The following is a 14,465-nucleotide window of genomic DNA, read 5'->3' as shown; positions in this document are numbered from 1 at the left end:
CGAATCTTTATCGCGTTTGCATCGGTTCGATCCGTTACCGATTCAGCCGCCGATTCGTGCTTCGTCAAAGTTAGAAACCGGGTTACCCGCATGGCGTTTGCCACGGTTTCGGTGCAACCACTGGGGCGAACGCCCGTCGGTTGATGAGCCGAACCCGAACATTTCGTCTAGACGGAGCACGAACACTGGTCAGCTATCCGGCAACCGGTCCGTCGCCTCAGTGACTTGTCCGGTCATTGCGAAGTGCCCCCGATTGCGTATGCCGCATCCAACGCGATAGTACGGTTACCGATGCAAGCTGGACCATTGCAAACAGCCCCAGTCCCAGCAGGGTCGACGCAAACACGGCGGCGATCAACGCGTCTGTTTTGACGAACCCCTGCCAGTGGGTCATCAACGTCCCCAGGCCATCGTATTGGTTGCCACTGCCGTTTCCTACAAAGAACTCGGCAACGATCGCGCCGATCACCGCAAGACCACTGCTGGTTTTCGATCCAATAATCAGGTACTCGATCGCCGTCGGGATCTGCAGTTTGACAAGTGTTTGTGCTCGCGATGCCCCGTAAAGTCGAAACAGGTCGACCCACGCACGATCGACCGCCGTCAGTCCGGCGGTCACACTGTTGACCACCGGGAACAAGCAGACAATGACTGTCACGATCACCACCGTTCGAAATTCGTAACCGCTCCACGTGATCAACAACGGAGCGATCGCAACGATCGGAACTGTTTGCAAAAACACCACGTAGGGAAAGAACGCTAAACGGATACGCCGTGACTGTGAAAACGCCACACTAATCAAACATCCAATCGCGATCGCGGCGATCAGTCCGGCAAGACTCGCCAATCCCGTCGTCAAAAAACCTTGCCAAAGTTCAACGCGGTAGGCCCACGCCGCTTCGACAACTTCGCTCGGCAAGGGCAACAGTGCGCGTGGCAAGCCAAACACTCTTACGACGATCGACCAGACCGCCGCCATCGCGCAGGCGACCCCCAGGACCGGCCCCCATGTCCCAATGAGCTTCGTCCGGCTTCTCCTCGTTCTGGCCTCCTTGGGGCGAGACGCCGTGGCTCGCATCGCCAAGTCTTGGTGTGTCTTGTTTGCTGCCACGGCAGGGCTTTCATCGTTCGCCGAAGACGCATCGGTGTTGGGCGGAGGTTGAGTCACGAACCGCCCCCATCGCTCATTACGCTTCGCTCGGGCTGTTCTTCGGACCGGCCTCGCAGATGATCGCTTACCACACCCAAGAATTCGGCGAACGCTTGGGTTCGCATCTGCGCGGGACTGCGCGGCCAAGCGACCGGGTTTGGCAGTACCGACTCTAAGGCTCCAGCTCGCATCACGGCGATTCGCGTCGACAGCAAAATGGATTCGCTGATGTTATGAGTCACCATCACAGCGGTGAATCGCTGACGCTGCCACAAGGACAACAATAGCCGGCCTAGGTCATTGCGGAGCATATCGTCGAGCGCCGCGAAGGGTTCATCGAGAAGCAAGACTTTGGGCTCTGTTACCAGGGCCCGCGCGATCGAAGCACGCATCTGCATGCCGCCGGAAAGTTCATCGGGCCGTAGATCAGCCGCGTGATCTAGTTGGACTGACGCGAGTGAGGCCAGCGCCTTTTCGCGGCGGGTACGATCACTGCCGTAACCGATCAACTGCAAGGGTAGCATCACGTTTTGCAGTGTCGTCGCCCACGGCAACAACGCCGGACTTTGGAAAACAAAACCGATTTGGCCTTCGTTTGCGATCGCGGCGGGAGTGATCCGAACTTCGCCGGACGTCACAGAGTTTAAGCCGGCGATCGAACGCAACAACGTGGTTTTGCCGCAGCCACTTGGTCCGATCAGCGACAGGATTTCGCCGCGTTCGACGTCCAGGCTGATATCGGACACTGCGACTTGATCGCCGAAAGCCACGGTCACGCGATCACAATGGATCGATGAACAATGCGTTGATTCAGGAATGGACATAAGCAGACTTATTTCAATCGAATCGACTCAACGATGGTTTCGGCGATGGCAAGAGACGCGGTAGCTGCCGGCGAAGGTGCATTCAAGACGTGGGTCGATGAGGGCCCATGCTCAATCAAAAAATCATCGATCAAATCTCCGTCCTGTGAAACCGCTTGTGCACGAACACCGGCACGTCCGGGCACCAAATCATCCGCGCTCAATGAGGGCATCAGTTTTTGCAGGGCCGTCACAAATGCCGATTTTCGTAACGATCGGTTCATCTCGCCGATTCCAGTTTTCCAATGGCGGCGTGCCAACTTCCGAAATCCCTTGAAGGCAAATGTTTCCATTAGGTCGCGTGGACTGAAGGTCGTCCAGTCGTAGCCTTTGCGAGAAAACGCAAGGACCGCATTGGGGCCGCATTCAACCCCTCCGTTGATCATCCGTGTGAAGTGTACCCCGAGAAACGGAAATGCCGGATCCGGGACCGGATATATCAGGTTATGCACCAAGTGCTCTTTGCCCTTTGCCAGTTCGTAGTATTCACCACGAAAAGGCACGATTCGAACCTTCGTCTGCAAGCCGGCCAGTCGGGCCACGCGATCAGACTGAAGGCCGGCACAGTTGACCAAGTGGCGTGCCGAAAGTCGTTGGCCGTCGACCAGGCGGACATCGATCGAGGCACCAAGGTGATCGATCGCGACGACTTGGGAATTCAACCGAAGATTTCCATGGTCTTGGTCGATCCGTTCGGCAAGCTTGCGGCAAACAACCGCGTAGTCAACGATTCCAGTTTCAGGAACGTGGAGGGCCGCGATCCCGTTGGCTCGCGGTTCGAGTTCGCGAAGTTCGTCACTGTTGATACGACGGAAGTCGACCCCATTTGCTTCGGCGCGTTCGGAAATTCGTTGCAGGGCTTCGAGCTCCCCTGCGTCGGTTGCGACAACGACCTTCCCACATCGCTCCCAAGGAATCTTCATCTGGTCGCAAAACGTTTCCATCAATGTTTTGCCGCGACGACATGTCAGTGCTCGCTGCGACCCGGGCCGGTAGTAAAGCCCACTGTGTAGGACGCCGGAGTTGTGGCCGCTTTGGTGTTCTGCGACGCGTCGCTCGGTCTCGGCCACGACGACCCTGCAATCGGGGTAGCGTCTTCGCAGTTCTGCCGCGGTCGCCAGCCCCACGATACCGGCACCGACGACGACGAAATCACAGGTCAAGTTGGGACTGGGCATTTCGTTGCATTCTCGATAGGCGGATCTTCATATCAATGATCCGCTGCGGGCAAGGTCGAAGGCGGGTAAACTAAACGGGGCGTGATCGCCCTTCCATCTTGATTCAACACCCCCGTTCGTGAAACCCTGGATGCCGACGACGTCTTACCCCGATATGCGACGCGTCGCCAACGAAGAGCGATCTCTTTCATCTCGACGTGACGTTGGCACCGCAGGTTCAGGGGGAAAAATACGTGCGGTCGCGAATCGCATCCGCTACCGCGATCGATTAACACGATTGGGTTTGCATTTTTTGTTCGTCGCCCTCTTTGCGATCATCGGCGGTTCGCTGCGTGGTTTCAATTTGCTTTTGCTGTTGGCTGGCCTGTTGGTCAGCGTCGTCATCGTTCAGTGGCGTTGTGCCCATGCATCCATTCGACGTGTCTCGGTAACACGTCGGCCGATCGCCGGCGGTCATGTCGGTGAAGCGATCGAGGTGGGGTACTTGGTCAAGAATCGCTCTCGCTTCATTCCCGCTGCTTTTGTTCAAATCGAAGAAGTATTGGTACCGGCCGACGGCGATGATGACGAGGACCAATACACGATCCATGCCGCGATCGGCACCGTGGATTCGGAGCAAACCGGATTGACCGGTGCCGAATGCCGATTCCAGAATCGCGGCGTCTTTCGCATTGGCCCAACGATCGCCTCGACGACGTTTCCATTCGCGTTGACGGTTAGCGAACGTGTGGTCATGAACAGCCAACAGTCCCTGTTTGTTTACCCTCGTCTGCTGACGCTGCGGGGGCGATGGCAGCGGTTATTGCCGCCACGTCCGGGAGGCGACGGAGATCGCTCGACATCAGGCACCAGTTACCAGGGCGACTTTTATGGTCTACGGCCTTGGCAATCGGGAGATCACATCCGCCACATTCATTGGCGCACCACGGCACGCATTGGTGAACCCGCGGTCCGCCAGTTTGAACAACGACACCAACACCGGATTTGTTGTGTGGTCGATGGCCCGGCGACGGAAACCGATGCTACGGATAACTTCGAAGACCTGTTGTCGCTCGCGGCGACTTTGATTGTCGAACTCGGCCAGGCAGGCATTCCGACGAGCCTGCTTGTTTCCGATGGCTTGACCACGTTCACAAGTCAGGATTCACTTCACTACTCCAAAGGGAGTGACAATCACCGGCTACTCGAACGACTTGCGATTGCCGAGCCAATTGTACCTGGCCAGTCGGATCGATCGAATCGGTCCGATCGGCTGATGAGAGCAATTAGTGCGGTCGGTTCGCAGCTCGCCCGCCAGGATCTTGTCATTGTGAGCCATCGTCGTTTGAAAGATGTGATGCGTTTGCATTCGAAGGCCGGCGGTCGGCAAGCAACCGCGGCCGCCGCGACTATGCCCGACTGGCATCAGCTTGCCCGCGGCGGACGATTAAGCTGGCTGTGCATCGAATCTCCCGAAGTTCAACGGTATGTTGATTTTCAAGATCCGACGAAAAACCGTAGGGGGCAGCCCGAAGTGGGGCGCCTTCTTTAATCGGCTTTCGGAGCAACTGGTTTTGGCCACTCACCTGATGAACCTTTCTTGTTTGACCGACCAACCGTGAACGGTAACTCTATCGCATCCGAACCGCATTCGCGTTTGCCATTGGCATCGTTGCCGACGGCTCGTAACCGTTTGCATTTTCATTTTGCTGTGCTTTCGGCAGCGGGCGGAGTAGTCCTGGGGTTGGGACAAGGAGCCAACGAGATCGCCTTGCTGTCGGTGTTCTTCGCGGTATTCGGGTTTCTGTTTGTCGATTATCTCCGTTTGATCGCATTGCCACAGTTAGCCGGCTACTTAGCGATGGGGGCTTCGGCGGCATATTGCATTCAGGATTTTTGGTTGCTGGAACAGCGTGGCCAATTGCAAATGGTGTCGGTCGCGTTGTTGTTGGTGCTCGTCCAGGGCATCTTGATGATGCAGCGCAAGACGCGTCGAATACTCGAACAGCTAGCCGTCTTCTGTTTGCTTGAACTGGTCGTTGCTGCGATTTTCAACGATGCGATCGAGTTTGGTTTGATGGTTCTGCCGATTTCAATCATCGGCGCAAACGCCCTCTGTTTGCTCGGGCTAGTCACGATCTCCGAGAACATCGAATCCCACCTTCCCGTGAGCCAAGACCCCGAGCCGTCGACGCGATGGCACAAAGTGGTCTCTAAAGTCATGGAGTTGTTTCGTACTCGCAAAAATGATGATTCGCGTGTCACAATCACCACTTCGATGACGGCCGAATCGGTGGATCAGTCGGTGCGAAATTGGGCCCGACTTCCGCTGATTATCGCGGGGCCGGCGGTTTGCCTGGTCGCGTTGACCTTCTTTTATTTGTTACCGAGGCGGATTGACTCGGGACGTTCGGCACTCGGCGGTCCCGCGATGGTTGGTTTTTCCGATGAGATCCGCTTGGAGCAACTAGGCCGTGTGATGCAAAATTCCAAACGTGCGTTGAAAGTGAAGCTTACCAACACGCGTACGGGAGATCCGTATCAGTTACAGCATGGGTTGTATCTTCGCGGGAAAGTTCTGGAAAAATACGTTGTCGATCATTCCAGTGGACGCCCGATCGCAAAATGGATCGCGACGAAGTCCCCGGCGACGATCCGTAGCCGACTTCCGGCTGGCTATGAATCGTCCGATCCAGACGATCAGAAACGTTACGACAAGGTAGACGTGGAGATCACTTGTGAGTCGATGTCACGGCCGGCACTGTTCGCGATCGCGCCCTATCACGGCAAGCAGTCCCAGCCAGACGTGATGCACACGATCGATCGTTGGACGCTCACAAGAGATTCCGATAGCCCTCCCTACCCGGCAATGTCCTACCGTTTCGAAACCCATGCATTTCACAACGGGATTCAATCGGCGCTGATTCCGCGGCCGGCTCCGATGCCACGCCGGTCGATTAGAGACCAAGTCATAAATTTGTTTAAGAGTTCGAGTCGGTCAGGCAACATCAACCCGATCCGCAAGTACCAACAACAACTGTTGACATTCGACCGGCGACAGGTCCCTACGGCCAGCCAGCTCGCCGACAGGATCATCATGACCGTCCCTCCCGACGAACGATCGGCAGCGCGTTTGGCAAAAGAGTTCGCATATTTCTTGGCGACCGACCAGCAGTTTCAATACACGCTCGATCTGACCGCCGAACCGATTAAGAACGTCGACCCGATCGAACAGTTTCTCTCCCTCGACCGCCGTGGTCACTGCCAATATTTCTCTGCGGCGCTGGCGATGATGTTACGGTCGGCGGGGATTCCTTGTCGTGTGGTCGTTGGCTACCGAACCGATGAATTCAATCAAGTAGGCGGTTATTACATCGCCCGTCAACAACATGCACACGCTTGGGTCGAAGCATTAATCGATGCCGACGAGCTTCCTCGATCGGCACTACCGGCGGGAGCTCGTCCGGCCGACTGGTATTGGTTGCGTCTCGATCCGACGCCGGCGGCCAGCCTGTTCTTGCAACATCAAGACCGCACCGGTGCTCAAGGGCTGATGAACTTGGCCAACAACTTTTGGGAAGATTATGTTGTCGACATGGACCGTGATCGCCAGGATGAAACATTCCAAGATCCACAACAACTTGAACAGATAAAGTCCAGCTATGACATCTTTCTGCGGCAGATGAAACGCAACTTGAGCCAGTTTTCGCCGGACAGTGATGCCCCAGGATTTCAATTCAATCGGCGTTGGTTAGTGAGTTTTCTGAGCGTGACCGGCGTCGTTGCCGCGGTGATGGTTTTGTCCAAGGTTCGCTTGCGCGGATTCAAATGGCATTTCCGATGGAAACGGAAACCATTGCGACCGACAATCGCGATCCAGTTTTATTCCGATGCGTTAAAACTGCTGCGTCGCGTTGGGTTTGACCGCCAGGACTTTGAAACGCCCGACGAATTTGCGTCCCGATTGGGGACAAAGTTTCCACCGTTTGCGGTGCTCACCCATGCCTTTATTCAAACTCGATATGGCGGGCAAAGCGTCGTGACGCCGGAAGAAATCTCTCGCGCGCTGGACGAACTGAAGCAACTGATTCGCCGCTAGTGCTTCGTCTCGATCTGGTGATCGGATTCGTCTCATCAGCCGATTGGGCGATAGCCCCGGTTAATGTCCGGAAACCGTGGCCGATCCTATCCCGCTGACCCTCGCTACGAATGTTGACGCAGTATTCGCAACGACGCGCAAAAAGAAACGGCATCCCAGATACCTGGCATGCCGCGTCTCGATCGTTCATTGGATCCAAGCGTTTGCTTAGATCATTTCTTTGAGGCCCTTGAGCGGTCGGATGACGACCTTCTTGCTGGCGGGCTTGGGCTTCAACCAGATTTCCGAACCGTCGGCAGGGTTACGTCCCTTACGTTTGGGTTTTGCGGGAACGTCTTTGCGTTGGATTTTGCAAAGTCCTGGGAGAGTGAATTGGCCCGAGCCGCTGCGGCCCATCTCACGTGCGATTTCTTCAGTCAATGCGTCGAAGACCGCTGCCACATCTTTCTTCGACAATTCGGTCGACTCAGCGATGTTGGCGATCATTTGAGTCTTAGTGGGAGCTTTAGGCGGAGCTTTAGCCATTTGCGAGAACCTTTTCTGATTGCTTATGCAGGAAGGGTTAGAGCGGGAATGATGATCCCGTGCGTTTCTGACGGGGCCAAGTGTTATGCGTCGCCGAGAGTTGTTGCAACCCGGCATCGTCGAAAAAACCCGCGAATTACGGGGTATTTCCAACCGCGGCCCGGCGAAACTGTACCTTCACCGATGATGCCGCTGGCCGAATCAAGGCCAAAAACAGCCTAAAAACCCCGGATTCGGCCGGTTTTTCGCCTTCGACACGCCAAAAACCCGCTGTTTAGCGAGTTTTTAGACGTTTTTCGAGAATCAATTCGAGACACGACCGTCGCAGAATCGCTGAAAGTTTTTCCTGCGAATAATTCCTAAAACGTCGTGATTAGCGACCTCGGCGGAAGAACCGGCTGGTCAAACCGGCCAATCGTGAGGCTCGTGAGGCCGCCGCCTCGGCTTCGGCATCTCCGACCGTCGACAAGCTTTCGGACGATTCTTCCGAGTCGGAAGACGTGTTTGTCTCCGCCGGCGTCTGCGTTGCCGTAGCAGCTGACGACGATTCTTCGGTGATCAAGTCACTCGACGATGGGGCGACCGGTTCGCCTTCCGCTTCGCTCGACGCGTTCAAGCCGGTCGATGAATCCGCGTCGGCAGTTGATAGGCTTGCAACACTTTCCGCTTCACCGGATCCGGAGACCGCAATCGATGTGTCACTGGCCGATGACGATGCGACTTCGGTGTAGTTCAAAACGGCGTCATCCACGTTGACCCGGTACAGCCGCAAGTCACCGACGCGTCCGCGTTCTTGAACCAAGTCGGTTCGTGACGTTGGCACGGTTGCAGTGACATCTTCATCCGCGCTGTTCTTTCCGGTGATCGTCAGGGCGGTCGCACTTGAATTCAATGAGATTTCGGGATCAACGATCGACTGTGAAGCCGCCTCTGAAAGCTCCGTCGACACGGCTGATTCACCCGGTTGAACGACGACATAAGCCGACTGTGATGGGGCCGATCGCAACCAGTCGCGAACCGACAGGTAGCGTGCTTTCAGTCGGCCCATCGTCGCTTCTACGGACGTGTCTCCGTCAGTCGGGGCACTCGACACATTGATGGTCTGAGCTTCTTCGGCACCGAGATAGAACGGAACCGCAGGCACTTCGATGCGGTATTCACCCGGCAAAACGTCACCAAACAGGAGCGTGTTGTTGCCATCTAGGATCGCACCTTGACTGACATCGTTGCCCAACGCATCGGTGCCAACCAAACGAATACTACTCAGTACCGAGAGGGCTTGGTTGCCACTGAAATTTACACGAATGTCTCGTTCGTTAAAGTTCTCGACTTGGACGGTTAGTGTTCCGCTGCTGGTCGTCGTGCCGTCGGAAACAGAGTACGTGAAGGTGTCGGTTCCGGCGAACGAATCGCTCGACGGTTCATAGGTGATGTTGCCCGATGAATCGATCGCAACGGTGCCGCCGTTGGTCGGAGTTCCCAAGTTGGTAAACGTCAGTGTTTCTCCGGACCCATCGACGTTATCAGGAAGATCCGCGATCCGCAGAACGATCTGCGGGGAATCGGTTTGACTAATTTGCACGGTATCGGTCAACACCGGCGGCGCGTCATTCACGCCGGCGATGGTAAACGTCACGGTCGCGGTTGCCAGCCCGCCGCCGGTGTCACGGATGATATATGTGACCGTTTCGGTGCCAAAGAAATCATCGGCGGGTTCGTAAAAGAACGTCGTCCCATCGCTGCTGATGCGAGCCGTCCCGCCTTCGCTTGGCGTGCCAACGCTATCGATGACGAACGATTGGTTGTCAGTATCACGTTGGTCGTTGGCCAGAATGTCATAGGTTGCTTCGGCGATATCTTCGTTGATGTTGAAGGCATCGTCGGCAGCGGTTGGCGGCGTGTCCGCCGACGCGACCAACACGGTGACCGATACTTCGGTCGTCGCGGTTCCGTCGCTTAACGTGTACGTAAATGTCTCTGATCCGGTGAAATTGGCCGGCGGAGTGTAATTCAAACCCGTTCCGCCAGACGCGATCGTCACGGTACCGCCGTCGGAAGTTGAACTAACCGCGGTCACGGTTAACGTTTCACCGGAGTCAGGATCGATCGAATCGTTGGCCAGTACGTCCAGTGTGTTGTTCGACGAATTTGCATCGATATTAAACGAGTCGTCGACACCTGTCGGAGGATCGTTGACGGCATTGACGGTCACCGTCACCGTCGCGGTGGCTTGTGCCCCGGAACTGGTTCCGGCTCGGTACGTGAACTCCGTTGTCCCGTTGAAGTCCGCCGCGGGTGTGAATTGAAGAACACCGTTGTTGTTAACGACGGTGCCGCCTTCGGTGGGCTGTGTCACCGAAACGATGCTCAACGAATCGCTGCCACTGACGGTGTCGTTGTCGAGCACATCGATGATCGTCGCACCGGAATCTTCGTCTACCGTGGCCGTGTCGTCGTTCAGCGTAAACGTCAATCCGACCGTCAAGCTGACTGTCCCATAAAAGACATCTTCGGCCGGCACGTTGTCATCTTGCCCGTAAAGCAAAACCTGTTCGGTACCGTCTGCTTCTTCGCTGCGGATGTTAACCGTTCCGCTGCCGACGGCTTCCATCTGTACGCGGGCGATGACCGATTCGACTTGGTTGGTCGCGGTGATTGTCGTCGACGAGGCACCCAGTTCATCGATCAAACCGGTCAAAAATGTTCCGGTTGGTCCGAGTTGGAAATTGCCCACGTATTCGATCGTAGATCCGCTGACGGGCCGGACGATGGTCGAATCGAATAGGATATCCGCATAGGCTCCAAAGACCCCGGCTCGATCGAAGGCGTTTCGGGCGTCCACGCCAACGAGTTCGAGGACAAATTCCTGTCCGACTTCGAGGCTGGTGATAATGTTGCCGTCGGTGTCACGGGCAACCAACTTGACCTCGGCGGACGGTTCATCGGCGATCGCGACGGTGAAGTTTTCAGTCGTTTGATTTCCCGCCACATCGGTCGTCTGGACCGTAAATACGTTATCGCCAATATCACCGGTGACGGGAGTCCAGGTGATCACGCCTGATCCGGAATCGATATTGGCACCCGACGGCGCTTGGGTCAACGCGTAGGTAATCGCGCCTTCTTCGGCGCTGATCAAATCCGATAAGTACTGGCGACCGACGTTACCGCTGGTGTTCGCACTGGCAACGACCGAGGCGGGAGCGGTCGCGTCATAGGTGACCTGCAACGTCGGCGAAAGCGCACTTGCGGTGCTTTCGATCGTTTGACGTGCGGCGATGTTGTAGACCCCATCCCCGAGGGCGGGGAAGTTATTGGTCGTGATCGTTGCCGTTGTTCCACTGGCCGTGGCCGTCCCTAGCACGGCGTTGGTTTGAGTGTTGACCAATTCGACAAAGGCCCCGTCGGTCACGCCTTCGATCGTGAACGACAACGTCGCGGCATTGGTGATGTTATCACTATCACTTGAACCGCTATCGCTCGCCGCCAGAAGGTCAACAGCGGACGGAGCCGACGGAGCGGCATCGGCGACAAAATTGAATTGATAGACTTGGTTGTCGTGGTCGCTTGAGCTGTGTCCTGTCACGCCGGGACCGGGCTGGACTCGGGCGGTGACTTCGACCACCCCGGTGAATCCTTGCGCGGGCGTCACGGTCAATAAACCGCTTTGACTAACCGTCGCGGTCGCACCGGTGCCGCTCGAGATAACCGACGCCGAATAGGTTACCGGATCACCCTCGATGTCGATGCTAACCAATTGGAGCGTCGCGTCTTCGTCGGCGTTGTATTCGGCTTCGGTGGTGACTTCGTTGCTTAAGTAAGGTTGACTGTTCTCGCTATCGTTGTTGACGTCGACTTGGAATGTTTCACTGTGAGTATTGCCATCGCCGTCGGTGACGGTGACGGTGACGTTAGTCGAGCCGACCGCGTTACCGACGGGGTTAAGCATGATCAATGAGTTTTCGGTGTCGTTAAACACTTCAATCGTGTTGATCGTGATGTCCGTCGTGGGTCGGCTGGAGCCGTTGACTTCGTGATTGCTGATCGCTTCACGAACATCGTCGCCTTCGATCAATTGACCGAACACACTATGGTTGAAATCCAAAAACCGGGTTGGGACCTCGGTGACAAAGAACTGTGAATCATTGGTGTCGTCAGACGACTTGGCAAATGACAACACCCCCGATCGATTGTGTTGAAGTTCCGGATGGAAGTCGTCGTCGAAATCTCCGAGGGTTGATCCGCCGGATCCCGTTCCGGTTGGGTCCCCACCTTGGATCACAAAGTTGTTGACCACGCGGTGAAAGATGATGTCGTCATAAAAATCAGCTTCGGCGAGTTCGATGATTCGTCCGGTAGCGTCGGGGGCTCGCTGTTCGAACAGTTCGAACACCATGTCCCCGTACGTTTCCATATCAATTCGAATCGAACGGTTACCGCTCAAGACCGTCGCATCGAGCAGATTGCTGTCGGCAACCGACACCGTCACCGTTAGCGGGCCACCGTTCGGATCGTAAGCATCGACGGGGATATGAAATGGCGATCCGATCAAGACCGTTTGGTCACCGATCTCTGCGAACGTTGGGTCTTCACTCGTTGGGATTGCAACTCCGCTGCGGTCGCTTAGTTGCTGGAGTGTCAGCACACCCGTTTCGCGACTGTTGTCGGGGAACTCCCAGGTCGGATAGGCGGTGATATTGTTGTCGATCCCGACCTGGCCGATGGTGCGGTCGGGATTCGTCACTTCGATGAACGGCAAGTATTGCTCGCCGTCTTCGAAGAGTGCTTTCTGTTCCGAACAAGCCGGGCACCAGTAGGCACCATAGAACTTCACGTCGGCGGCGGCTAAGTCTTTGGCGAATTGAACCAGATCGGGAGCCGCTTCGCCTTCTGCTTCCGTGGTCGTGGTCAATGTTGAAGTGACGACCGCGGTTGACTCTGCCGCCGCGACTCGCGTATCGATCGGTCCCATCAATGCGTCGCCGATCCCGGTTACATCTCCGGCGAGCAGTTGACGACGCTCTAATCCCTCGAGGACCAAGCGTTGACCTCTTCGACGCGGACGCTGTTCTTTCCCGGGGCCCAAAAGTTCGCCGAGTGAGCGAAGAAGTTGGTTGCGGCGGGCAGACAGGGTGCGACCTTTAGACATCATGGTTAACCAAGTTCGGTGAAATTCGTCGGCAATTGGGCCGGAGATCGACGCTTCGCGAATCACTCCAGGAAAGTTACTAGGACGTTTTTTTTCAACGACGCGCTAGCTACTCTTGGGGCATTCGGCAATCGACTACGGTCGGACTGAGGAAATCCGTCACAACCGCTACCTTTTGACAAGCGTTAGTTGGACGCAGAAACCGCGAAATTGTTCCGGCTGAGGGAACGCAGACGGTGACTGGAAGCAGATTTACCGCTTCCATCATGTGCAGAGACGATGGGATCTCAAAATCCCCGAAAAAACCGCCCTCGATCGACTTTTTCGACTCCCCAATTCGCTTCGCCCAAACGACGGTTTCGAGCGATGTGAGGTCTCAGTTGCCGCCATCCTTGCCGGTTTGGCGTCCCTGCGGTGCGGGATCTTCGCCACCTGGGTGCAAGGGATGGCACTTCAAAATTCGCACGATCGCATACCAGGTCCCTCGCAAGGGGCCGCAATTACGAATCGCCTCGACCGCATATTGACTGCACGTCGGCCGGAATCTGCAGCGGGGGGGAAAGAGCGGACTGACGTAGCTCTGGTAGCCTCGAATGCACCCGATCAGAATCCGAGCGATCACGACAGAGGCCTTTTCAGGGAGAGGGGGGGCCTGCGTGCTGGGGGCGCGCGTCAGAGAAAGCCCGTTCGCGGCGATCACCGCCGGAGGAACGGCTGATGGCGGGGGAACCGCGGCGAACGCGAACCGTGAGCTAACGCTCTGCGGCTGATGGTTGGGGAACCGCGAGCTAGCGCTCTGCGGCTGATGGGGGCGGATTAGGGCTCGGTGTCAACCAAATGTTCGGGGTCGGCATATCAGCCGACGGGCGTTAGCCCCGGTTGTTGCACCGAAACCGCGGCTAACGCCGATCGGCTAATCCTAATTTCAGATTCTGACGAAGCAGTGGGGGAACCGTGAGCTAACGCTCTGCGGCTGATGGGGGCGGCTATCGGCAGTGCTCGTTGGCACCGCCGATCAGCGTCTCACTCAGCACGTATCTGAGCCTGAAATCAGGCTTGGAACGAACTACCGCAGCCGCAGGTTTTCACGGCATTGGGGTTTTCGAACGTGAAGCCTTGCTTTTCCAGGCTTTCGTACCAATCGACGGTTGTTCCATCGAGGTACAGGGCGCTTTTCTTGTCGACGACGACGGCAACACCGAAGCTTTCGTATTTCGAATCTGCGGTCTCGTCAAACTTGTCGTCAAAGTTCAACTTGTATTCGAATCCGCTGCATCCTCCGCCAGCGACTTCAATACGGAGGACCATATCGTCACCGAAATCATGTTCCTTGCGGAACCGCTCAACTTCCTGAGCGGCGCGTTCGCTCAATTTGACTGCCATTGGGGCGTCACCTGGGTTATGTGGACGAATCGAATAGTTCGTTGTTAGTGTAGTCACCGTGAAGCGGTTTCCGCTTCTTTCCGGCAGATCGCATGGCGACCGAATTAACTACCCGTCATAGTATTCAGCAGAGGCCCGGCTG

Annotated in this window: 9 protein-coding genes; 2 read left to right on the top strand and 7 right to left on the bottom strand. The window is 56.2% G+C overall.

What is annotated here, in order from left to right; genetic code table 11:
* Positions 1–217 precede the first annotated feature (217 nt).
* Genes FYC48_RS21010 through lhgO form a run of 3 tightly spaced genes read right to left on the bottom strand, consistent with a single transcriptional unit; the run spans position 218 to position 3,191 of the window.
* Positions 218–1,168 (bottom strand): ABC transporter permease, encoded by a 951-nt coding sequence (locus tag FYC48_RS21010; protein ID WP_235034349.1) that lies wholly within the window; start codon positions 1,166–1,168, stop codon positions 218–220.
* A complete protein-coding gene (locus tag FYC48_RS21005) occupies positions 1,165–1,974 on the bottom strand; it encodes an ABC transporter ATP-binding protein (protein ID WP_149498760.1) in 810 nt (269 codons plus the stop codon). Before FYC48_RS21005 ends, FYC48_RS21010 begins: the two co-directional genes overlap by 4 nt.
* Before the next feature lie 8 nt (positions 1,975–1,982).
* Positions 1,983–3,191 (bottom strand): L-2-hydroxyglutarate oxidase, encoded by a 1,209-nt coding sequence (lhgO, locus tag FYC48_RS21000; protein WP_149498759.1) that lies wholly within the window; start codon positions 3,189–3,191, stop codon positions 1,983–1,985.
* A 130-nt stretch (positions 3,192–3,321) separates the two neighbouring features.
* Here lhgO and FYC48_RS20995 point away from each other — a divergent pair, with 130 nt between their 5' ends.
* Together FYC48_RS20995 and FYC48_RS20990 are read left to right on the top strand one after the other, a co-directional pair.
* Positions 3,322–4,722 (top strand): DUF58 domain-containing protein, encoded by a 1,401-nt coding sequence (locus tag FYC48_RS20995; protein ID WP_149498758.1) that lies wholly within the window; start codon positions 3,322–3,324, stop codon positions 4,720–4,722.
* Between the two features lie 66 nt (positions 4,723–4,788).
* Positions 4,789–7,269: a transglutaminase TgpA family protein gene (locus FYC48_RS20990; protein WP_160149677.1), complete on the top strand. Its 2,481-nt coding sequence runs from the start codon at positions 4,789–4,791 to the stop codon at positions 7,267–7,269.
* A 207-nt stretch (positions 7,270–7,476) separates the two neighbouring features.
* On the opposite strand, the gene FYC48_RS20985 is transcribed toward FYC48_RS20990, so the two are convergent.
* From FYC48_RS20985 to FYC48_RS20970, 4 genes are all read right to left on the bottom strand, one after another.
* Positions 7,477–7,755 (bottom strand): HU family DNA-binding protein, encoded by a 279-nt coding sequence (locus FYC48_RS20985; protein ID WP_235034348.1) that lies wholly within the window; start codon positions 7,753–7,755, stop codon positions 7,477–7,479.
* Between the two features lie 412 nt (positions 7,756–8,167).
* Complete coding sequence (locus tag FYC48_RS20980) at positions 8,168–12,943, bottom strand: Ig-like domain-containing protein (protein WP_149498755.1); 4,776 nt, start codon at positions 12,941–12,943, stop codon at positions 8,168–8,170.
* Between the two features lie 373 nt (positions 12,944–13,316).
* Positions 13,317–13,562 carry a membrane protein insertion efficiency factor YidD gene (gene yidD, locus FYC48_RS20975; RefSeq protein ID WP_235034347.1) on the bottom strand — a complete coding sequence of 82 codons (246 nt, stop codon included), beginning with the start codon at positions 13,560–13,562 and terminating at the stop codon, positions 13,317–13,319.
* 428 nt (positions 13,563–13,990) lie between these two features.
* Positions 13,991–14,323 (bottom strand): HesB/IscA family protein, encoded by a 333-nt coding sequence (locus FYC48_RS20970; protein ID WP_149498754.1) that lies wholly within the window; start codon positions 14,321–14,323, stop codon positions 13,991–13,993.
* Between the last annotated feature and the right edge of the window lie 142 nt (positions 14,324–14,465).

The sequence above is a fragment of the Roseiconus lacunae genome (assembly GCF_008312935.1).
Taxonomy (GTDB): domain Bacteria; phylum Planctomycetota; class Planctomycetia; order Pirellulales; family Pirellulaceae; genus Stieleria; species Stieleria lacunae.
Note: the sequence above shows the minus strand (reverse complement) of the source record. Positions and strands in the feature narration are given on the sequence as shown.

Coding starts and splice junctions, on each gene's coding strand:
- FYC48_RS20995 (WP_149498758.1), top strand. CDS start 3,322: ATGCCGACGACGTCTTACCCCGATATGCGACGCGTCGCCAACGAAGAG.
- FYC48_RS20980 (WP_149498755.1), bottom strand. CDS start 12,943: ATGATGTCTAAAGGTCGCACCCTGTCTGCCCGCCGCAACCAACTTCTT.
- FYC48_RS20970 (WP_149498754.1), bottom strand. CDS start 14,323: ATGGCAGTCAAATTGAGCGAACGCGCCGCTCAGGAAGTTGAGCGGTTC.
- FYC48_RS21005 (WP_149498760.1), bottom strand. CDS start 1,974: ATGTCCATTCCTGAATCAACGCATTGTTCATCGATCCATTGTGATCGC.
- lhgO (WP_149498759.1), bottom strand. CDS start 3,191: ATGCCCAGTCCCAACTTGACCTGTGATTTCGTCGTCGTCGGTGCCGGT.
- FYC48_RS20985 (WP_235034348.1), bottom strand. CDS start 7,755: ATGATCGCCAACATCGCTGAGTCGACCGAATTGTCGAAGAAAGATGTG.